At 61.3% G+C, this 18,935-nt stretch carries 24 protein-coding genes and 1 other RNA gene; 12 read left to right on the forward strand and 13 right to left on the reverse strand.

Annotated elements, in window-relative coordinates:
* On the forward strand, window positions 1–1,058 hold a 1,058-nt coding region (locus MPJ51_RS05790), incomplete at its 5' end, for a cytochrome P450 (protein ID WP_298383087.1).
* 73 nt (window positions 1,059–1,131) lie between these two features.
* Window positions 1,132–2,013, forward strand: a complete 882-nt coding sequence (locus MPJ51_RS05795; RefSeq protein ID WP_298383089.1) for a fructose bisphosphate aldolase — start codon at window positions 1,132–1,134, stop codon at window positions 2,011–2,013.
* Here the strand turns inward: MPJ51_RS05795 and MPJ51_RS05800 are convergent.
* From MPJ51_RS05800 to fumC, 5 genes are read right to left on the reverse strand one after another with little or no spacing between them, the layout of a single operon-like run.
* Window positions 2,010–2,612 carry a DNA-3-methyladenine glycosylase I gene (locus MPJ51_RS05800; protein ID WP_298383091.1) on the reverse strand — a complete coding sequence of 201 codons (603 nt, stop codon included), beginning with the start codon at window positions 2,610–2,612 and terminating at the stop codon, window positions 2,010–2,012. The genes MPJ51_RS05795 and MPJ51_RS05800 overlap by 4 nt on opposite strands.
* A 58-nt stretch (window positions 2,613–2,670) precedes the next feature.
* Window positions 2,671–2,892 carry a ribbon-helix-helix domain-containing protein gene (locus tag MPJ51_RS05805; RefSeq protein ID WP_298383094.1) on the reverse strand — a complete coding sequence of 74 codons (222 nt, stop codon included), beginning with the start codon at window positions 2,890–2,892 and terminating at the stop codon, window positions 2,671–2,673.
* Window positions 2,889–3,065, reverse strand: coding sequence for a DUF4169 family protein (locus MPJ51_RS05810; protein WP_298383097.1), 177 nt, complete (start codon window positions 3,063–3,065; stop codon window positions 2,889–2,891). The genes MPJ51_RS05805 and MPJ51_RS05810 overlap by 4 nt, the downstream gene beginning before the upstream one ends.
* Entirely contained in the window at window positions 3,062–3,577 is a 516-nt protein-coding gene (gene aroQ, locus MPJ51_RS05815) for a gamma subclass chorismate mutase AroQ (protein ID WP_298383099.1), read from the reverse strand. Before aroQ ends, MPJ51_RS05810 begins: the two co-directional genes overlap by 4 nt.
* On the reverse strand, window positions 3,574–4,965 hold the full coding sequence (gene fumC, locus MPJ51_RS05820) for a class II fumarate hydratase (protein ID WP_298383102.1): 1,392 nt from the start codon (window positions 4,963–4,965) through the stop codon (window positions 3,574–3,576). The genes aroQ and fumC overlap by 4 nt, the downstream gene beginning before the upstream one ends.
* A 205-nt stretch (window positions 4,966–5,170) precedes the next feature.
* Between fumC and MPJ51_RS05825 the strand changes: the two genes are divergently transcribed.
* Window positions 5,171–5,725, forward strand: a complete 555-nt coding sequence (locus MPJ51_RS05825) for a hypothetical protein (RefSeq protein ID WP_298383105.1) — start codon at window positions 5,171–5,173, stop codon at window positions 5,723–5,725.
* Window positions 5,726–5,752: 27 nt separating this feature from the next.
* Here the strand turns inward: MPJ51_RS05825 and MPJ51_RS05830 are convergent, their stop codons facing one another.
* The 8 genes from MPJ51_RS05830 to MPJ51_RS05865 form a co-directional block, all read right to left on the reverse strand.
* Window positions 5,753–6,217 carry a ClpXP protease specificity-enhancing factor SspB gene (locus tag MPJ51_RS05830; protein ID WP_298383108.1) on the reverse strand — a complete coding sequence of 155 codons (465 nt, stop codon included), beginning with the start codon at window positions 6,215–6,217 and terminating at the stop codon, window positions 5,753–5,755.
* Window positions 6,218–6,294: 77 nt separating this feature from the next.
* Entirely contained in the window at window positions 6,295–7,545 is a 1,251-nt protein-coding gene (gene chrA / locus MPJ51_RS05835; RefSeq protein ID WP_298383111.1) for a chromate efflux transporter, read from the reverse strand.
* Window positions 7,542–8,357: a sulfurtransferase/chromate resistance protein gene (locus tag MPJ51_RS05840; RefSeq protein WP_298383113.1), complete on the reverse strand. Its 816-nt coding sequence runs from the start codon at window positions 8,355–8,357 to the stop codon at window positions 7,542–7,544. Before MPJ51_RS05840 ends, chrA begins: the two co-directional genes overlap by 4 nt.
* Window positions 8,358–8,488: 131 nt before the next feature.
* Window positions 8,489–8,920, reverse strand: a complete 432-nt coding sequence (locus MPJ51_RS05845; RefSeq protein ID WP_298383116.1) for a nuclear transport factor 2 family protein — start codon at window positions 8,918–8,920, stop codon at window positions 8,489–8,491.
* Window positions 8,921–9,020: 100 nt separating this feature from the next.
* Window positions 9,021–9,368, reverse strand: a transfer-messenger RNA (tmRNA) gene (gene ssrA / locus MPJ51_RS05850).
* 36 nt (window positions 9,369–9,404) lie between these two features.
* Window positions 9,405–9,767 (reverse strand): DUF4345 family protein, encoded by a 363-nt coding sequence (locus MPJ51_RS05855; RefSeq protein WP_298383119.1) that lies wholly within the window; start codon window positions 9,765–9,767, stop codon window positions 9,405–9,407.
* A gap of 18 nt (window positions 9,768–9,785) precedes the next feature.
* Window positions 9,786–10,436, reverse strand: coding sequence for a TenA family protein (locus MPJ51_RS05860; protein WP_298383122.1), 651 nt, complete (start codon window positions 10,434–10,436; stop codon window positions 9,786–9,788).
* Window positions 10,437–10,507: 71 nt separating this feature from the next.
* Entirely contained in the window at window positions 10,508–11,239 is a 732-nt protein-coding gene (locus MPJ51_RS05865; protein WP_298383125.1) for an FCD domain-containing protein, read from the reverse strand.
* A 71-nt stretch (window positions 11,240–11,310) separates the two neighbouring features.
* Between MPJ51_RS05865 and MPJ51_RS05870 the strand changes: the two genes are divergently transcribed.
* The 9 genes from MPJ51_RS05870 (at window position 11,311) to dxr (ending at window position 18,933) form a co-directional block, all read left to right on the forward strand.
* Entirely contained in the window at window positions 11,311–12,120 is an 810-nt protein-coding gene (locus tag MPJ51_RS05870) for a DUF2182 domain-containing protein (protein WP_298383128.1), read from the forward strand.
* A gap of 4 nt (window positions 12,121–12,124) precedes the next feature.
* Window positions 12,125–12,829, forward strand: a complete 705-nt coding sequence (locus tag MPJ51_RS05875; protein WP_298383131.1) for a DUF1326 domain-containing protein — start codon at window positions 12,125–12,127, stop codon at window positions 12,827–12,829.
* Window positions 12,829–13,335, forward strand: a complete 507-nt coding sequence (locus tag MPJ51_RS05880) for a DinB family protein (protein WP_298383134.1) — start codon at window positions 12,829–12,831, stop codon at window positions 13,333–13,335. Before MPJ51_RS05875 ends, MPJ51_RS05880 begins: the two co-directional genes overlap by 1 nt.
* Window position 13,336: 1 nt before the next feature.
* A complete protein-coding gene (locus tag MPJ51_RS05885; protein WP_298383136.1) occupies window positions 13,337–14,431 on the forward strand; it encodes a dimethylsulfoniopropionate demethylase in 1,095 nt (364 codons plus the stop codon).
* 73 nt (window positions 14,432–14,504) lie between these two features.
* A complete protein-coding gene (gene acuI / locus MPJ51_RS05890; RefSeq protein ID WP_298383139.1) occupies window positions 14,505–15,500 on the forward strand; it encodes an acryloyl-CoA reductase in 996 nt (331 codons plus the stop codon).
* Window positions 15,501–15,677: 177 nt separating this feature from the next.
* Window positions 15,678–16,241 (forward strand): ribosome recycling factor, encoded by a 564-nt coding sequence (gene frr, locus MPJ51_RS05895; RefSeq protein ID WP_298383142.1) that lies wholly within the window; start codon window positions 15,678–15,680, stop codon window positions 16,239–16,241.
* Window positions 16,242–16,250: 9 nt separating this feature from the next.
* Window positions 16,251–16,982: an isoprenyl transferase gene (locus tag MPJ51_RS05900; RefSeq protein ID WP_298383146.1), complete on the forward strand. Its 732-nt coding sequence runs from the start codon at window positions 16,251–16,253 to the stop codon at window positions 16,980–16,982.
* Window positions 16,979–17,761 carry a phosphatidate cytidylyltransferase gene (locus tag MPJ51_RS05905; RefSeq protein ID WP_298383149.1) on the forward strand — a complete coding sequence of 261 codons (783 nt, stop codon included), beginning with the start codon at window positions 16,979–16,981 and terminating at the stop codon, window positions 17,759–17,761. The genes MPJ51_RS05900 and MPJ51_RS05905 overlap by 4 nt, the downstream gene beginning before the upstream one ends.
* Entirely contained in the window at window positions 17,761–18,933 is a 1,173-nt protein-coding gene (gene dxr, locus MPJ51_RS05910; RefSeq protein ID WP_298383152.1) for a 1-deoxy-D-xylulose-5-phosphate reductoisomerase, read from the forward strand. Before MPJ51_RS05905 ends, dxr begins: the two co-directional genes overlap by 1 nt.
* The last annotated feature ends 2 nt before the right edge of the window (window positions 18,934–18,935 follow it).

The raw sequence follows: 18,935 nt of genomic DNA on the forward strand, positions 1-18,935 counted from the left end.
AGCGCCGGATCATCGACCCGGCCTTTGCTGGCGGGCGGCTGAAGGATACCTTCCCGGCGATGCTGGCCGCTGCGCTGGCCTGCGTGGATCGGTTGCAACCGCAAACGAATTCGATTGTTGAGATCGAAGAGATCACCAGCCATGCCGCCGCCGATGTGATCTTTCGCACCTTGTTCTCGGTCCCCATCGAACATGAGGTGGCGGCGGAGGTGTTCGAAAAATTCCGTGCCTATCAACGGGAACAACCCCTGTTGAATCTGGCGGCCTTTATCCCGCTGCCCCGCTGGCTGCCCCGGTTTCATTCCCGCCGAACGTGCCGAAATGCCCGTGAAATCCGCGCGCTGATCACCCGGCTGACGGCGGAGCGGGCCGCACAGATCGCCACTGGCAATGCGCCCGACGATCTGGCGACCAAGATCATGACAACACCCGACCCCGAAACCGGGCAGGGCTTTGACACGGCTGAAATGGTCGATCAGGTCGCCATCTTCTTTCTGGCCGGGCATGAAACCAGCGCCTCGGCCCTGGCCTGGTCGCTATACCTGCTGGCGCTTTATCCCGAGTGGCAGGACCGGGTGGCGGAAGAAGCCAAGGCATTGGATGATCCCTCCTTCACAACGGTCTCGCAACTGCGCCTCAGCCGCGATGTATTTCGCGAGGCGCTGCGGCTATACCCCCCGGTGCCTATGATGGTGCGCGAGGCAACCTGCCCGGAACAGTTCCGCAATCGCGACGTCCCCAAAGGTGCGCAGATCGTGCTCAGCCCGTGGCACCTGCACCGGCACGAACGGCTGTGGGACAATCCCGACGATTTCGACCCGGCGCGTTGGAGCACGGAAAACGGCAAGACCTGCCAGCGGCAGGCTTACATCCCGTTCTCTGCCGGGCCGCGTGTCTGCACCGGTGCGGGTTTTGCCATGGTCGAGGGGCCGCTGATCCTGTCCATGCTGCTGCGCCACTACCGTCTGGAAACAATCGGCGGGGAAATGCCGGTTCCGGTCGCGCATCTGACGGTGCGGTCGCGCGATGGCATTCGCCTGCGTCTGGTTCAGCGCTAACAACCTACCATTGTTCCCGACCTTGCTGTATGCGGTCACAAAACGCGGAATCATTACAGAACGGGAAAGAGTTATGTCCAAGGCAGAACAGCGCACGCAGATGTCCGAAGGGGCGGGTTTCATCGCAGCACTGGACCAAAGCGGCGGTTCCACCCCCAAGGCGCTGGCGCTTTACGGCGTTGACGCGTCGGAATACAGCTCGGACGCCGAGATGTTCGGCGAGATCCAGAAAATGCGCGCCCGCATCATTCTGGCCGACGATTTCACCAGGGACAAAGTGATCGGCGCCATCCTGTTCGAACGCACGCTGGCCGAGGAAATCGACGGCCGCAAAGTGGCCGATTACCTGTGGTCGGCCAAGGGCATCGTGCCGTTCCTGAAGATCGACAAGGGGTTGGAGGATACCGCGAACGGTGTTCAGATGATGAAACCGATCCCGGGTCTGGCCGACACGCTGGCCAAGGCGGATGGGGTTTTCGGGACCAAGGAACGCTCGGTCATTCATGAGGCCAATGCCGAAGGTATCGCCGCCGTTGTTGCGCAGCAGTTCGAGGTGGCCCGTGTGGTTACCGACGCGGGCATGGTTCCGATTGTCGAGCCTGAGGTGAACATCCATTCCGAATCCAAGGCCGAGGCTGAGGATATTCTGAAGGGTGAGATCCTGAAAAACCTCGACCAACTGGCCGAAGGGCAGGAGGTCATGCTGAAACTGACCATCCCGAGCCAGGCCAACCTTTATGACGCGTTGGCCGATCATCCGCGGGTGCTGCGTGTAGTGGCCTTGTCCGGTGGCTATTCGACCGAGCAGGCCTGTGATCTGCTGGGGCAGAACGGAAAAATGATCGCCTCATTCTCGCGCGCGCTGACCGAAGGGCTGTCGAAACAGCAATCGGATGCGGAATTCAATGCAGCCCTTGGCGGCAATATCGACAAAATCTACCGCGCGTCGGTTTAAACCGGTTTGGTGAATTGGCGGCGCAACTGCGCCGCCTTTTCGCGCCCGATGCAGCCCTCGGCATGGTCGTTGATCAGTCCCATGGCCTGCATGAAGGCAAACAAGGTCGTCGGACCAACAAATTTCCATCCCCGTTTCTTGAGGTCCTTCGACATCGCCACCGATTCAGGTGAGGTCGTCATGGTTTGCGGGGCAGATGGCGTTTCCGGCTCGTAACGCCACACATAGGCGGCCAGCGAGCCTTCGACGGCAATCAGTTCTTGCACACGGTGGGCGTTGTTGATCACCGCTTCGATCTTGCCACGATGACGGATGATGCCTGCATCACCCAGCAGCCGGGTGACATCCGCTTCAGAAAACATGGCCATCTTGTTGAAATCAAATTCACAAAAGGCGCGGCGGAAGTTCTCGCGCTTGTTCAGAATGGTGCGCCAACTGAGACCGGATTGAAAGCTTTCAAGGCACAGCTTTTCGAACAGGCGCTGGTCTTCGCCAACCGGATATCCCCATTCCTGATCGTGATAGTCAAAGAATTCCGGCGCGGATTGGCACCATGTGCAACGCGGCTGTCCGTCCGGGCCGGGGATGGTCTGGCTCATGGCGTACCCTTTTTGTTCCTGCGCAGCTTAACCGGGGTTCAGCCGATCTGGCAAGAGGTCATTCGGGGTTGCGGTAACGGTTCAAGATATAGACCCGGATGGCCGAGGCCAACCCGGTCTCCGGGTCACGTTCCGCGTCAATTTCGGATGCCAACACGTTGATTGGCATCTGTTTTTCCCGTGCGATGTCACGGAAGGCCTGCCAGAATTCATCCTCAAGGGACACCGAGGTTCGGTGGCCTCTCAAGGTCAGGGAGCGTTTGATGGGCCGTCCGCTCATTCCTCAACCTCGTGCCCATCCAGATCACGACGCTGCTTGTCGCTTTGCCGGTTCGTTAAGTCCTTCTCGGCCTTTGTCCGGCCGAACTTGACCGTGTTCTCATCCGCCTGCGCCTTTTTCGCAGCCTTAGCCTTGGCCTTGCGATACTGGTTCAGGTTGATGGGCGTGCTCATTGCAACCGGGTCACTTGGGTCAGCGCGTCGAACATCCGGTCGCGAGATTGATCCGACAGGCAATCGACCTGCACGGCTGCGACAAACCCGTCTCGTTCGGATGTGGCTACCGTTTGATCCGGCAAGGCGGCGATGATCTGTCCGCCAAGGTCCAGAAGGACCGGGCGCACCTCTTGCTTGAGATCGCGGTACTCTGCCGGGGCCTCGGTCTCCATCCAGCGCGCAATCCAGCAGGATTGGATATCCTTGGCCGCCTCGATCTGCGCTTCGAAAAACGCCTGTGTCGTGGCCGGGTCCAGACCCGCCGCCGCCGCCTGTTCCAGCGTTTTGGCAATCACGGTCTGTTCCCGCGCCACATCCTCAACCGGCAGGGAATTGGCGTGTTTATAGGCCGCCACATCCCGCATCCATTCCAGCCGTGCATCGATCAGTTCGAACAAATCGGCGCGGGCTGCGGTTGCTGTGCCGGTCAGACACATGCACAGCAACAGGGTTTTGCGCCAAACCCTCACTTGGGGCCGATCATCTGTTCGGGGCGGACGACGGCGTCGAAGGTTTCTTCATCGACAAAGCCCAGCGCGATGGCCTCTTCCTTAAGGGTGGTGCCGTTCTTATGCGCGGTCTTGGCGACCTTGGTGGCGTTGTCATAGCCGATGGTCGGGGCCAGCGCGGTCACCAGCATCAGCGATTCCTTCATCAGCTTGTCGATGCGCGGTTCATTGGCCTGAATGCCCAGCAGCATGCGTTCGGTAAAGCTGTCGGTGGCGTCGCCCAGCAACTGGATCGATTGCAGCAGGTTGTAGGACATCATCGGGTTGTAGACGTTCAGTTCGAAATGGCCCTGCGATCCGGCAAATGTCATCGCCGCATTGTTGCCCATCACATGGGCGGCAACCTGCGTCAGCGCCTCAGCCTGAGTCGGGTTCACCTTGCCCGGCATGATCGACGACCCGGGCTCATTCTCTGGCAGGATCAGTTCGCCCAGACCCGAGCGGGGACCCGACCCTAGAAAGCGGATATCGTTGGCGATCTTGTAGCAAGAGCCCGCAATGGTCGCCAAGGCGCCAGACAGGAAGACCATCGCGTCATGGGCGGCCAGCGCCTCGAACTTGTTTGGCGCAGTGACGAAGGGCAGGCCGGTGATCTCGGCCATATGGCCTGCGACCGCCTCACCCCAGCCTTTCTGCGTGTTCAGACCGGTGCCGACGGCGGTGCCGCCTTGGGCCAGCTCATAAATCCCTGGCATCGCGGCGTGGACGCGGGCGATGCCCTGACGGATCTGATGGGCATAGCCGCTGAATTCCTGACCCAATGTCAGGGGCGTTGCGTCCTGCGTATGGGTGCGGCCGATCTTGATGATGTCCTTGAACTCTTCGGCCTTTTGCTCCAGCGCCGAGGCCAGTTTTTCAAGGCCCGGCAGCAGCACGTCGCGCACGCTCATCGCGGTGGCGATATGCATGGCAGTGGGGAAGGTGTCGTTGGACGACTGGCCCATGTTGCAGTGATCATTCGGGTGCACCGGGTCTTTTGATCCGATCACGCCGCCCAGAATCTCGATAGCGCGGTTGGCGATAACCTCGTTCGAGTTCATGTTCGACTGGGTGCCCGACCCGGTCTGCCACACGACCAGCGGGAAGTTGTCGTCAAACTTGCCTTCGATCACCTCACCCGCGGCCTGAATGACGGCGTCGGCGATTTTGGCGTCCAGCTTGCCGGTGGATTTGTTTTCCATCGCACAGGCCTTTTTGATCACGCCCAGCGCGCGCACGATGGCAACGGGCTGTTTTTCCCAGCCAATGGGGAAATTCATGATCGACCGCTGCGTCTGCGCGCCCCAATACTTGTCGGCGGGGACCTCAAGCGGGCCAAAGCTGTCGGATTCGGTGCGGGTCTGAGACATCTGTCACTCCGTCTGGTATGCAGTTGTATGCCGTTTATCCTTCGCGCAGCCGCGACGCAATCGGCCAGTTGCGCGCACCATAAACGCATGTCTGTCAGAGGTATAGACAGGCGCGCGCGGCAAATATTGGGCGTTAGCGAAAACAGTGCCATTGTGCCGGACCGGGCTAAAGTTAATATAGGGTGAACGAAGGACGGAGGCCCCCATGCGCGCATCATTCACCGGCAGACAGATGACCCTCGCGGGTGTCGCGATGCTCTGGCTTGCCGCGCTGTCAATGCAGGCGGTTGCCGCCGGTATCGACGCGTTTTTCGGAGATTATGTCGGCTCGGCCAATGTGGTGGATGCGGACGGCACCGAAACGCCCCGGGACATGAGCGTGTCGATCCATGAAACCAAGGACGGGTTCAATGTCAGTTGGACCACGACGACCTACAAGCTGGACGGGCGGGTCAAGGACGAGAAATTCTCGGTCGATTTCCAGCCCTCGGTCCGTCCGGATGTCTATTCGGCAGCGATGAAGCGCAATGTGTTCGGGCATGAGGTGCAGCTGGACCCGATGAAGGGCGAACCCTTTGTCTGGGGCCGGATCGAAGGCGACACTCTGACAGTGTTTTCCCTGTTTATCGACGCAAATGGCGGCTATGAGCTGCAGCAATTCGACCGGACACTGGCCGATGGCGGGCTGGATCTGTCCTTTTCCCGATTCCGCAACGGCGTGAAATCGCGGTCGGTCGAAACCTTCCTGCAAAAAGAATAAACCCCGCGCCGGGCGGGGTTTGATCTGTTACTTCCGAAAACTGTCCAGCGAGACCACATCGGCGTCGTGATGGGGTTCTTCCTCTTCCACCTCGACCTCGATCGGCTCCTCGACGATCTGATCGGTTTCGTCCTCATCCTCGGGGCTTTCGAACCGCAGGCCGAACTCGACCGAGGGGTCAACAAAGGTCTTGATCGCCAGATAGGGGATATACAGCGGCTCGGGCGCGTCGCCGAAATTCAGCGTGATCGAAAAGCCGTCTTCGCCCACTTCAAGGTTTTCGAACCAGTGCTGCATGACGATGGTCATCTCGTCCGGGTAGCGCTGGCGCAACCAATCGGCGATTTCGACGCCCTCCTGACGGGTGTCGAAGGTGATGAAAAAGTGATGCGCACCGGGCAGGCCGGTTTCCGACACACCCCTGAGAACGGTCTTGATCAGACCGCGCATCGCCGTGTGCATCAGGGTTCCGTAGTCAATGTCTTGCGACATGGGTGTTCCTCAGAAATTTGTTCTTCTCAGCATAGGGGATTTACGCGGAAACGAAAGGCCGGTCAGCGGCGTATTGGTTACAAAAGCTGTATCATCATACCGGCCAGCACCATTGCTGCCAATGTGGTCGCTAAACCGGATTTCAACCGGAAAATCAACAGCCCGGCCCCGAGTGTCAGGATCAGCGCCCGGATATCCAGCGTGGACGGGTCGGGCAGGGGGATGGAAACCGGCCCCCACGCCCCGCCCGGCACAAGCGTGAACAGAACGTTCAGCCCGAACCAGACCGAGAGGTTGAGAATCACGCCAACCACCGCCGCCGTGATGGCGCGCATCGCCGCCGCCGGGCGCGGGCGGGCGGCGATTTTGTCCAGATAGGGGGCGGCCAGGAAGATCCATAGGAAACAGGGCACGAAGGTGGCCCACAGCGCCACCAGCCCGGCGGCCAGCGCCAGACCTGCGCCTCCGGCGACCTGACCGCTGAGCATGGCCACGAACTGGGTGACCAGAATTAGCGGCCCCGGCGTGGTTTCGGCCAGCCCCAGCGCGTCGATCATCTGATCGGTGCTGATCCAGCCATAGGTCTCGACCACGGTCTGGGTCATATAGGCCAGCACCGCATAGGCCCCGCCAAAGGTCACCACCGCCAGCTTGGCGAAAAACCAGCCTAGGTCGCTGAGCAAGCCATAGCCGGTGAGGTCCAATGCGATCAGCGGGGCCAGCCACAGGGTCAACCAAAGGGCTGCGGTTTGGGCCGGACGGGCCAGCGTGGGTGAGGGTGTGCTGGGTGCTGGCGGTTCGGATCGCGAGGTGGCGAATCCCCAGATCGCGGCGGTCAGGATGATCAGGGGAAAGGGCAGGTTCAGCGCAAAAATGGCCACAAAGGCCAAGGCGGCGATGATCCGGGGCTCGGTGCCGATCAGGGCTTTGCGCGACAGGTTGCGTAGGGCCTGCAGGACGATCACGATCACCGTGGCCTTGACGCCCAGAAACCCGGCCTGCACCAGCGGCAGATCACCATAGGCGGCGTAAAGCCCCACCAGAATTGCGATAATCAGCGCCCCGGGCAGGATGAACAGAGTACCCGCGATCAACCCGCCGAGCACGCCGCGCAGACGCCAACCGGCATAGGTTGCCAACTGCATCGCCTCAGGCCCCGGCAGCAGCATGCACAAGGACAACGCCCGCAGATAGGTCTGTTCGTCCAGCCATGGTCTGCGCTCGACAAGCTCCTGATGCATCAGTGAGATTTGCGCCGCCGGCCCGCCAAAGGATAACAGGCCGATCCGTCCGAAAACCCGGAACAGCTCGCTGGTCGATGGGGTCATGCGCCGTGCCCCGCAGGCCAGTCGTGGGTTTCATCAAACCCGTCCCGCGCCCAGCGATAAAGCGCATCGTAAAGATGCATCCCGGCCTCCAACTGCGCGTGGTCATCGCGGTATTGCCGGGACAGACCGACCGACAGGGCCAGCAGCCCCGCCGCCTCGGGCGCCAGATCGTGGCGGTTGGTGTCAGCGGCGCGGATGATCTGTGCCAACCGGTCCAGCGCCGGGATGTGCAGAGAGAATTCATCCAGCATCGTGTCAAAAGTGCAGGCGTCGCCGCGATGGCTCCAGAACGTGTTTTCGACATCGAAGGGGGTGGCGTTGAAATGATCCGCGACGCCCTGAACTTCGGCGGGCGCCACGAACAGGAACCGCGCCTGCGGGTCGACAAAGCGGCGGATCAGCCAAGGGCAGGCGATGCGGTCGATCTTGGGGCGGTGGCGGGTGACCCATAGGGTGCTGCCCTGCGCAGGAGCGGGCAAGGCGGCAAAGGGCACCATCGGCGCGTCCGGCAGATCGCGCCAGGCATACTGCCCACCCTCAAGATATTCGGCCTGATGTCCCTGACCACGCAACCATGACACCGCGCCCTGGCTGAGTTTCTTTCCTCTTTGGCAAATGATCACACAGGGCTGATCGCCGATCCGCTGACGGATGCCGTCAAGATCATCAAAGGGCAGGCGGAATGATCCGGGGATCAGCCTCGGGTCGTCGTCAAAATCGGCATCGGTGCGGATGTCGACCAGCACCGGCGCGGTGGGGGTTCCGATCAATCGGGTCAGTTGGCGGGGGGTGATCGCATTGGCGGCGGCCATGGCATGTCTCCTGTCATCAGGTCGGATACATGCGAAACTTGGGCTGCCGCCTCACGGGGTGTTCGCAAGCTTACCCCTTGCGCCCCAGCTAACGCGGAAGCCCCCAAAGCGTCAAGATCACCCGCCCCGGATCAGGCCCAATCCAGCCGCTGCCCCGTCATGCAAACGGGCAGAGTGTCCTGCGGAAACTGCCCCAACTGTTCGAACAGCGAGATAAAGTCGAACTGATTATACGCCTCGACCATCTTGTCGCCCTTGAACCGCGCCATGACCTGACCCGTCACCTCTAACGGGGCACCATTGTCGGCGCGCGAGGTGCGCACATGCAGGATGCCGGACACCCATTCGCCATTTTCGACGATCTTGGGCAGGTCTACCGAAATCTCACCCAATACATGTCGGAAGGCCATCACCAGATCGCGGAAATCATCGGCCCCGACCTGCATTTCGGGGATCAGCCCATCGGCCATCGTGTCGGGGGCAAAAAACTGATCGATCGCCTCGGTATCACCCTTTTCCCAAACCTCGAAATACCACGCGCGCAACCTGTCGGAATTTGTCATCTCAGTTCTCCTGTCAGTCCTGCAGGACGATGACGCAGAGTTATGAACAAAGCCTGAATTCCAGATGAGATCGCGCAAAAAAGCAGACATAAGGGGGAATAATGCAGGTTTCTGTTGCCAGGTACCTGCGAACCCCGCCTTACGCGGCTAGGCGCAAGGGCTTAGATTTCGGTCTTGTTACTGCTTACGCAGCAACTGCAACCGGAGCACGATTGTCGTTTGCAATTGTACTAGTTTCGCCGATAACGGTGGCAGACAGCCGGGACAAAGCTAACCCCTTTAGACGTTCGTCGATCCTGTTTCGGCCCCAAAATCCTCAAACGAAGGATGGTTGGTGGAGCCGCCGGGTACCGCCCCCGGGTCCGATCCGCTTATTACGAGCGCGTTTATGTCCATAGTCCCGAAGGACATATCCTATATAGGTGAGGTTCCGGGCAGATGCAAACCCGGAATGGCTTGCTGCGTGTTACATGATCCCAATGGGTTAGGTGGCTTTGTTCATGTTGGCCAGGATCAGCCACAGGGCCAGAACCAGCTCGATTCCACCAAAGGTCAGCGCCTTGAGCAGCGGTGGATTGTCCAGCGCAACCGACACGAACCGCCCCAAAGCGGCCCCGGCATAGACCACGCCGAGCATCATGTATGCCACCGGATTGTTCAGCCACAGCACTGCGAGGCCGGTGATGACGAACAAGCCGCCGACCGAGGCGCGCATCTCGCTCAGCCCCATGGTGCTGTTGGTGGGCGCCAGATCCAGCGCCTGCGCGGTATGGGCGGGCGCCAGAAAGCCAAAGAGGCCAAAGCCGATGGTCAGAAGGGCGGCAAGGGCGTTCAGAATGGCGATCATGGCGGGCCTCTATCCGGTTCAGGCCGCGTAAGCGGCGTCAAAGAAATCACGCTCCAGTTCGACGGCGCGGTGGAACAGCCGCGTGACCTCGGCCTGGGCCGGGGTATCCAGCGTCGGCCAGACCTGATCCAACTGGTCCCGCAGATAACCCACGACGCCCTCGAACCCGTCGCCCGCATGTAGGGTGATCCACTCGGCAAACCAGAAGGGCAGGTCATCCTTTGGCGGATGCACCGGGCTGGCCCAGTCCAGATAGACCCATTCGGCCACAACCAGAACCGCCAGCATGTTCTCATACCGGCCCGAGGAGGCGGCCTCGGCCATCAGATCCTGAAACGCTTTGGTCGCGGGCGCAGGGTCAAAGCAGGGCGCGGTGTCCAGCGCCTGCATGGCGCGCAGGAAATAGGTGTTTTCGGGGCCGGTGATCACCGCCAGAAACTGTGCGGCGGGCACGCTGTCGGCAAGGCTGGGCGCGTGGGCGATGGCGCTGGCCAGCAAACGCACAAAGCCGTCAACGAACTGGTAATCCTGCTGCAGATACCAGCGCATCTTGTGTTCGGGCAAAGACCCGTCAGCCAGTTCCCGCGTGAACGCATGGGTCGTGGCGGCCTGCCAATCGTCGATTCTGCCCTGACGCAGCATGTCTGTGGGGCGGGCGCTGTCCTGCATTCGAAAACTCCGTGATTGTGCTGGCGGCAGACAAAGCGGGTTTTGTTTCAAAGTACAAGGGCGCTTGAAGCTCAGCCCGCCTGCCTGCGCTTGGCTGCCACGTCACGGGCCAGTTGGCGGGTATAGGTCTCAAGCTCGACCAGCGCCGCGTCCACTGTATCCGCATCATAGGCATCCAGCGCGTCTGCGATTTTGGAATGCAGCGCAATAATCGCCTCGCGTGAGCGTTCGGTGAAGGTGATCATGTTCATCAGCGGCTGCATCGCCTCGACCGCACCGGCCAGTTGATAGGACAGCACCGGATTGCCCGCGCCATCGACCAGCGCGCGGTGAAAGGCCACATCCGAGGCGCAGAATGCCTCATCCGTCAGACCCGGCTGCGCCTGCCGAAAAATCTCGGCCCGCATGGTCGCCAGTTGATCGGGCGTGCGCCGCTGCGCCGCCAGCGGGGCGCAGGCGCGTTCCAGGGCATAGCGTGCCTCGCACGCGGTATCGAAACTGACCGCGTTCATCGACAGCAGCAGGGTCGAGGTGGTGATCTGCTGCGAATAGGCGTCTGGAAAGCTGAGCCGGTTGACAAAAGCTCCGCCTGAGGCCCCGCGCTGCGTGCGGATCAGCGATTGCGCCGCCAGCCGTTTCAGCGCCTCGCGCACCGTGGATCGGGACACCTGAAACTGATCGGCCAGTTCCGATTCCGACGGCAACCGCTCGTCCACGATCAGCCGGCCCGAGACGATCGCATCCCGGATCGCCTGAGCGATCTGAGCGGACAGGTCGGCGGGGCTTTGGGGGTCGATTTTCATTTCAAAAGGGGTCCGAGGTGCGTTTTTATTTGTCTGACATTTAAAAGTCTGACATTTGAATTGCAAGGGAGATGAGTCGGGAGGATCAGGTGAGTCGCGCCCTAATACGGTCAGGTCTTTGGTTGGGCTTCTATGTCACGATCCTGTGGTCGTGGTGGATGATGGTCTCGATGAGCCGCGATATGGATCTGGACTGGATCGGCCGTCCCGGCCCGATGGGGCAGGCGATGGCGGCGATGGATCCGCGTATGGACATGTATATGCCCATGGCCGAGTTCGGGCCGCTGTTCTGGATGTGGGCGATCATGATGGCGGCGATGATGCTGCCGACTTTGGTGCCGACCCTGCGCAGCTATGAGGACCTGATCCGCAGCGCCAATGGGACGCGGGCCGGATGGCTGGGCGTTCTGCTGGGTTACCTCGTGGTCTGGGTCGGATTTGCCGCCCTGATCACCGGCGCGCAACTGGCGCTGTTGTTTGGCGGCGCTGTCGACATGCTGGGCATTGCCCGCTCACCTTATCTGGCCGCTGGGCTGCTGATCGTGGTCGGCGCGTTCCAGTTCACCCGCACGAAAGAGGTTTGCCATGGCGTTTGCCACGCGCCGATGACCTATTTTCTGGGCCACTGGAAGACAGGCTTTACCGGCGGGCTGCGCATGGGGCTGGGGCTGGGCGCATTCTGCGTCGGCTGCTGCTGGGGCTTCATGGCGCTTGGCTTTGTCGGTGGCGTCATGAGCCTGTTGTGGATGGGTCTGGCGACCCTGTTCATGGTTTTGGAGAAGCTCCCCCAGATCGGCCATATCGTGACCCGACCGATGGGTTTTGCATTGATCGCAGGCGGTATCGGCCTGCTAATCTACCCCTTTATTTACGGAGGATAACCCGATGGCAAAGAACAAGAAACCCGATGCGGACCGGTTGCCCATCAGCCAGCGGATCGACAGCCGGATGCCCAACCCCAAACGGCGCGAGATGAGCCCGACGGACTGGGCCATCAAGGGGGAGCTGATCCTCAACTGCTCCTGCGACGTGTTCTGCCCCTGTGTGGTGTCGCTGGGTGCGCATCCGCCGACTGAAGGGCATTGCCACGCCTGGATGGGGGTGATCATTGATGAGGGACATTACGAGGGCGAAGACCTCTCGGGTCTGAATGTGGGCCTGCTGGTCGATATCCCGGGCCGCATGGGCGAGGGGCAGTGGAAGGTTGCCGCCTATGTGGATGAACGTGCCAGCGGCAAGGCCTATAACGGGCTGCTGCAAATCTTCAGCGGGCAGGCGGGGGGCACGACGGGTCTGTTCACCATGCTGGTTTCCGAAATCATCGGTGCCGAGCGCGCGCCGGTTCAGATTGAACGCGATGGCACCAAGCGCCGCATCGTGATCGGACGCAAGATTCAGGGCGAGATCGAGATGCTGGCGGGCAAGGACCCGGAACACCCGGTGATGGTCTCGAACTCGAAATACTGGATGGGGCCGGATATCATCGTGGCGCGGGGGACAAAATCCAAGGTGCGCGATTACGGGCGGGTCTGGGATTTCGGCGGCAAATCCGCGGAAATCTGCCCGATCGATTGGCACGGGCCAAAGTGATGATCACCGGAGCATATGCGCGCGAGATGGCCCGCTATGGCCGCTGGCAAAACGACCAGCTTGCCGGGTTCCTGCAGGCATTGCCCGAGGCGGAACTGACCCGGGATCGCGGGGCGTTCTTCGGCTCGATCATGGGCACGGCCAATCATCTGCTCTGGGGCGACTGGATCTGGATTTCCCGGTTCGACAAGGGGCAGGGGCCGGGGGGCGGGATACCGGAAAGCGTCTCGCTCTGTGCGGATCTTGCGGCGTGGCTGCCCCTGCGGGAACAGATCGACGCGCGGATTGCGGTCTGGGCCGGGACGTTGGGCGATGCGCCTCTGACCGGGGATTTCACTTGGTATTCAGCGGCGAAAGAGGCCGATGTGACAAAACCTTATGCGCAATGTGTGATCCACATGTTCAACCACCAGACGCATCACCGGGGGCAATTGCATCAGATGCTGACCGAGACCGGATCGAACGCACCGGTCAGTGATCTGGTCTTCCTGCCGAGGGATTACTGACATGGCCGTCATCACCCCCAGCCGCCGCGTGCGCAAAACCCCGTTTTCACCCGGTGTCGAGGCCGCAGGGGTCGGCGGCTATACCGTCTACAATCACATGCTGCTGCCGACCTTCTTTGAAAGTGTCGAGGCCGATGCGGCGCATCTGAAACAGCATGTGCAGGTCTGGGATGTGGCCTGCGAGCGGCAGGTGCAGATCAAGGGGCCTGACGCGCTGCGCCTGATGCGGCTGCTCAGCCCGCGCGACATGGACCGGATGCAGGCAGATCAGTGCTATTATGTGCCCATCGTCGATCAGAACGGCGGAATGCTGAACGATCCGGTGGCGATCAAACTGGCCGACGATCACTATTGGCTATCGGTCGCCGACGGTGATCTGTGGCAATTCGCTTTGGGAATCGCGATTGCGCTGGGGCTGGATGTTGAGGTTTCCGAGCCGGATGTCTCCCCCCTTGCGGTGCAAGGTCCCAAGGCGGACGATCTGATGGCGCGGGTGTTTGGCGATGCGGTGCGGGATATCAGGTTCTTCCGGTACAAGCGTCTGGCCTTTGAGGATACCGAGTTTGTCGTTGCCCGCTCCGGCTGGTCCAAACAGGGCGGGTTTGAGATTTATGTCGACGGTGCCGATTACGGCATGCCGTTATGGGAGTGCCTGTTTGCCAACGGTCACGACCTGAAGGTCCGCGCGGGCTGTCCGAACAATATCGAGCGGATCGAAAGCGGGTTGCTCAGCTTCGGCTCGGACATGCGGCGCGAGAATACGCCTTATGAATGCGGGCTGGGCCGGTTCTGTAATGCGCCGGACGACTATATCGGCAAGGCGGCGCTGGCGGATCAGGCAGAAAACGGTCCGCCCCGGATCATCCGCCCGATGGTGATCGAGGGTGAGATCGGGCCATGCGCGCAATCCTGGCCGTTGATGGCGGCTGGGCGGCAAGTGGGTCAGATCGCATCCGCCGTTTATTCGCCTGAGTTCGGGGTGAATGTCGCCATTGGCATGGTCGATCGGTCGCATTGGGATGCGGGCACACGGGTTGAGGTGTTGACCGAGCACGGAATGCGGTGGGCCGAGGTGCAGTCGAATTTCTGGCGGTGATTTCTGGCACCGTCAGGCCGCCTCCGGCGGGAGTATTTGGGAAAAGATGAAGGTTTTGGAGGGAGATAACGTGATGTTCAATGCGCTCGTTGTTGAAAAGGATGAGGAAAGCGGACTGGCCAGTGCGGCGGTGAAGGAGGTCGCGCTGGACGATCTTCCGCAGGGAGAGGTCACGGTTGCGGTCGAGTATTCGACGGTGAATTACAAGGATGGCCTGTGCCTGTCGCCCAAGGGCGGCGGACTGGTGCGCAGCTATCCGCATATTCCCGGGGTCGATTATGCCGGTACGGTCGAGGCGTCCTCGGACGATCGCTACAAGCCCGGCGACAAGGTGGTCCTGACCGGCTGGCGCGTGGGTGAGGCGCATTGGGGTGGATATGCCCAAAAAGCCAATGCGCGTGCCGATTGGCTGGTGCCCTTGCCGGATGGGCTGGATACGCGGCAGGCGATGGCCGTGGGCACGGCAGGGTTCACGGCCATGCTGGCGGTCATGGCGTTGGAGGATCATGGGTTGCAGCCGGGGCATGGTCCGGTTCTGGTGACGGGCGCTGCAGGTGGCGTGGGTTCGGTTGCGACGGCGATTCTGGCCAATCTCGGTTATGAGGTGGCGGCGGTGACTGGGCGGCCTGAAACCGGCGATTATCTGAAATCGCTGGGGGCCACGACCATCGTGCCGCGCGATGAGTTGAACGAGACCACCAAACGCCCGCTGGAAAGCGAAGCCTGGGCCGGGTGTGTGGATGCCGTGGGCGGCGCGATGCTGGCCCGGGTGCTGGGGCAGATGAAGTATGGCTGCTCGGTCGCGGCGGTGGGTCTTGCGGGCGGGGCAGGTTTGCCTGCCAGTGTGATTCCCTTTCTGCTGCGCGGGGTTAACTTGCTGGGCATCGACAGCGTGATGCAGCCCTATGATAACCGCGTGCGGGCCTGGCAGCGGATTGCCACCGACCTGCCGATAGACAAGCTGGAGGCGATGATCCTTCCTGCAACCCTGTCCGATTTGCCGCAACTGGGCGCTGATATCCTGCAGGGGCAGGTCAAGGGCCGTGTTGTGGTCGATGTGAACGCCTGATCCGCAAGATTTGGAAGACCGGCCCGACGATGGCCGGTCTTTCCCGCCGGAGGAATTGTCGCTTGGACAGAAACAAACCTAGTCCTTGACACAATTCCTGCGCATGATTGCTATACATCCCAATTCCGATGGCTTATGACCCATCCAACAGCACCTGAAGACGGGGGAGTGAGCAGCATGTCTGACGATTTCGAACTGGACACCGATGATCTGAAACGCCGTATGGACGGTGCGATGGCCAATCTGAGGACCGAGTTTGCCTCGTTGCGGACCGGACGGGCCTCGGCCTCGATGCTGGAGCCGGTGATGGTCGACGCCTATGGCTCGATGACGCCGATCAATCAGGTTGGCACCGTGAACGTGCCCGAACCGCGCATGGTTACTGTAAATGTCTGGGATAAGTCTCTGGTCGGCAAGGTTGAAAAGGCGATCCGTGAAAGCGGGTTGGGCATCAATCCGCAGCTGAATGGCACCATCATCATGCTACCGATCCCCGAGCTGAACGAGGAACGCCGCCGCGATCTGACCAAGGTCGCCGGGCAATATGCTGAAAGCGCGCGGGTTTCGATCCGCAACGTGCGTCGTGACGGCATGGATCAGATCAAGAAGGCCAAGGCGGACGGCATGTCCGAGGACGACCAGAAGCTTTGGGAATCCGAGGTTCAGGATCTGACCGATGCGATGATCAAAGCCGTGGATGAGGCGCTTGAGACCAAGCAAGCCGAGATCATGCAGGTCTGATCCGCGCATATGCCCAGAGACCCTCAGGATACGCAGGCCCTTGGCCCCACACATGTGGCGATCATCATGGACGGCAATGGCCGCTGGGCGCAGGCGCGGGGGCGGCCCCGGCTGTTTGGCCACCATGCTGGTGCGCGGCGTGTACGCGAGGTGGTTGAAGCCTGCCCGGGCCTCGGGATCAAATATCTGACCGTCTTTGCGTTTTCGACCGAGAACTGGAAACGCACGCAGGCCGAAGTGGCCGGGTTGATGAGCCTGTTCCGCCGCTACATCACCAAAGAGGCGCAGACCCTCAAGGAAAACGGCATTCGCGTGCGGTTCATCGGTGACCGGGTGCGGCTGGATTCCAAGCTGACCGATCTGATGGACACGCTAGAGCGGGAAACGCAGGACAATGACCTTGTCCACCTGACCGTCGCGCTGAATTACGGCGGTCGGGACGAGGTGGCGCGCGCCACCAAACGTCTGGCCCGCGATGTGGCCGAAGGCCGTCTGCATCCCGATAATGTGGATGAGGAGACGCTGCCAAAGTATCTGGACACAAGAGTTTTACCCGATCCCGATCTGGTCATCCGCACCAGTGGCGAGGCGCGGATTTCGAACTTCCTCCTCTGGCAGTCGGCTTATTCGGAATACGAATTCATCGACACCTTGTGGCCGGATTTCACCGCAGCCGAGCTGGAACGGCTCTGCCGCAGCTTCGGCGCGCGCGAGCGGCGGTTCGGAGCGGTTCCGGCATGAGCGATGGCCGATGGTCCGATCTGACGGCCAGGGTCTTGTCTGCGGCAGTTCTGGTGCTGATCGGCGCGGTTGAGGTCTGGCTGGGCGGGCTGTGGTTCGAAGCGTTCATTGCCGCGGCCTGTGGTCTGATGACCTGGGAACTGGTGCGCATGGTCGACCCCGACCGGCGCGGTCTGGCGGTGCAACTGGCCATTCTGACCGGCGTGGCCGTTGTTCTCAGCTTTCACCTGCCGCCGCTTTATAAACTGCCCTTCCTGCTGGCACCGGCATTGGTCGGGGCAGGGCAGATCAGCCGGGATCGGGGCATTTATGCACTGTTTGCCATCTGGATAGCCGCATCGGGGCTGGGCTTTATCTCGATCCGCGAGAATATGGGCTTTGGCTGGATGGTCTGGTTGATCTCGGTTGTCGTGGTCACCGATGTGGCGGGGTATTTTGTCGGCAAAGCCTTTGGCGGGCCGAAATTCTGGCCTCGGGTCAGTCCCAAGAAAACGTGGTCCGGTACGGCCGGGGGATGGGTGGCCGCCGCCGTGGTGGGCGCTATCTTTGCGGCCTATACCGGGTTTGGGGTGCTGTTCGTCATGATCTCGGTCCTGGCGTCCATGGCCAGTCAGGCGGGGGATATCGTCGAAAGTGCCACCAAGCGGCGGTTCGGGGTCAAGGACAGTTCGAACCTGATTCCCGGTCATGGCGGGTTTCTGGACCGGTTTGATGGAATGATGGGGGCCGCGCTGTTCGTTTTGCTGGCGGGGCTGATTTACGCACCCGGGGGGATGTGATGCGTAAAGTATCGATCTTTGGCGCAACCGGGTCGATCGGGCAGAACACGATCGACCTGATCGCGCGCGACCCGTCAGCCTATGATGTGGTTGCCCTGACCGGAGGGGCCAATATCGCGCAGCTGGCGCAGGATGCGCAGCGTCTGGGCGCGGATTTGGCGGTGACCGCCTATGACAACCGTTTGGACGATCTGCGCCGCGCCCTGTCTGGCACCGGGATCGAGGCCGCAGCCGGGCAGGCGGCCCTGACCGAGGCCGCAGCGCGTCCGGCGGATTGGGTGATGTCGGCCATTGTCGGCGCGGCTGGTCTGGCCCCGGGCATTGCTGCGCTGGAACAGGGTGCGACGCTGGCTTTGGCCAACAAGGAAACGCTGGTGTGTGCCGGGCCTTTGGTGCTGGACACCGCGCGCAAACATAACGCGCGCCTGCTGCCGGTGGACAGCGAGCATTCAGCCGTGTTTCAGGCGCTGGTGGGCGAGGATATCGCCGCGGTCGAACGTATTATCATCACCGCCAGCGGCGGCGCGTTCCGCGACTGGCCGCTGAGTGATTTGGCGAATGCCACGGTTGAACAGGCGTCCAGCCATCCGAACTGGGCCATGGGACAACGGATCACCATCGACAGTGCGTCGATGTTCAACAAGGCACTGGAAGTTATCGAAACAAAAGAGTTCTTCGGCATCCATCCCGACCGGATCGAGGTGCTGGTGCATCCCGAATCCATCGTTCATGCGCTGGTCGGGTTCCGCGATGGCGCGGTGCTCAGCCATCTGGGCGCGCCGGATATGCGCCACGCCATCGGCTATGCGCTGCACTGGCCCGAACGGCAGGAGCTGCCGGTGCCGCGTCTGGACCTTGCCGGGTTGGGACAGCTGAACTTCACCGCCCCGGACGAGGCGCGATATCCGGCGCTGCGTCTGGCGCGTGAGGTGATGGCGCGGGGCGGGCTGGCCGGTGCCGTTTTCAACGCCGCCAAGGAACGCGCACTGGATCATTTCATCGCCCGTCGCGTGGGCTTTCTGGACATGGCCGATATGGTGGCTGCGGTTCTTGACCGGTTTGACGCCACAGACAGCCTTATTGATGCCGCTTTGACCCTTGATAACGTGCAGCAAACGGACCATCTGGCACGTAAGTGGGTGGATGAAGCCGTACTAGAACGAGCAGGATAAGA

This window comes from Ruegeria sp. (assembly GCF_028066395.1).
Classification (GTDB): domain Bacteria; phylum Pseudomonadota; class Alphaproteobacteria; order Rhodobacterales; family Rhodobacteraceae; genus Ruegeria.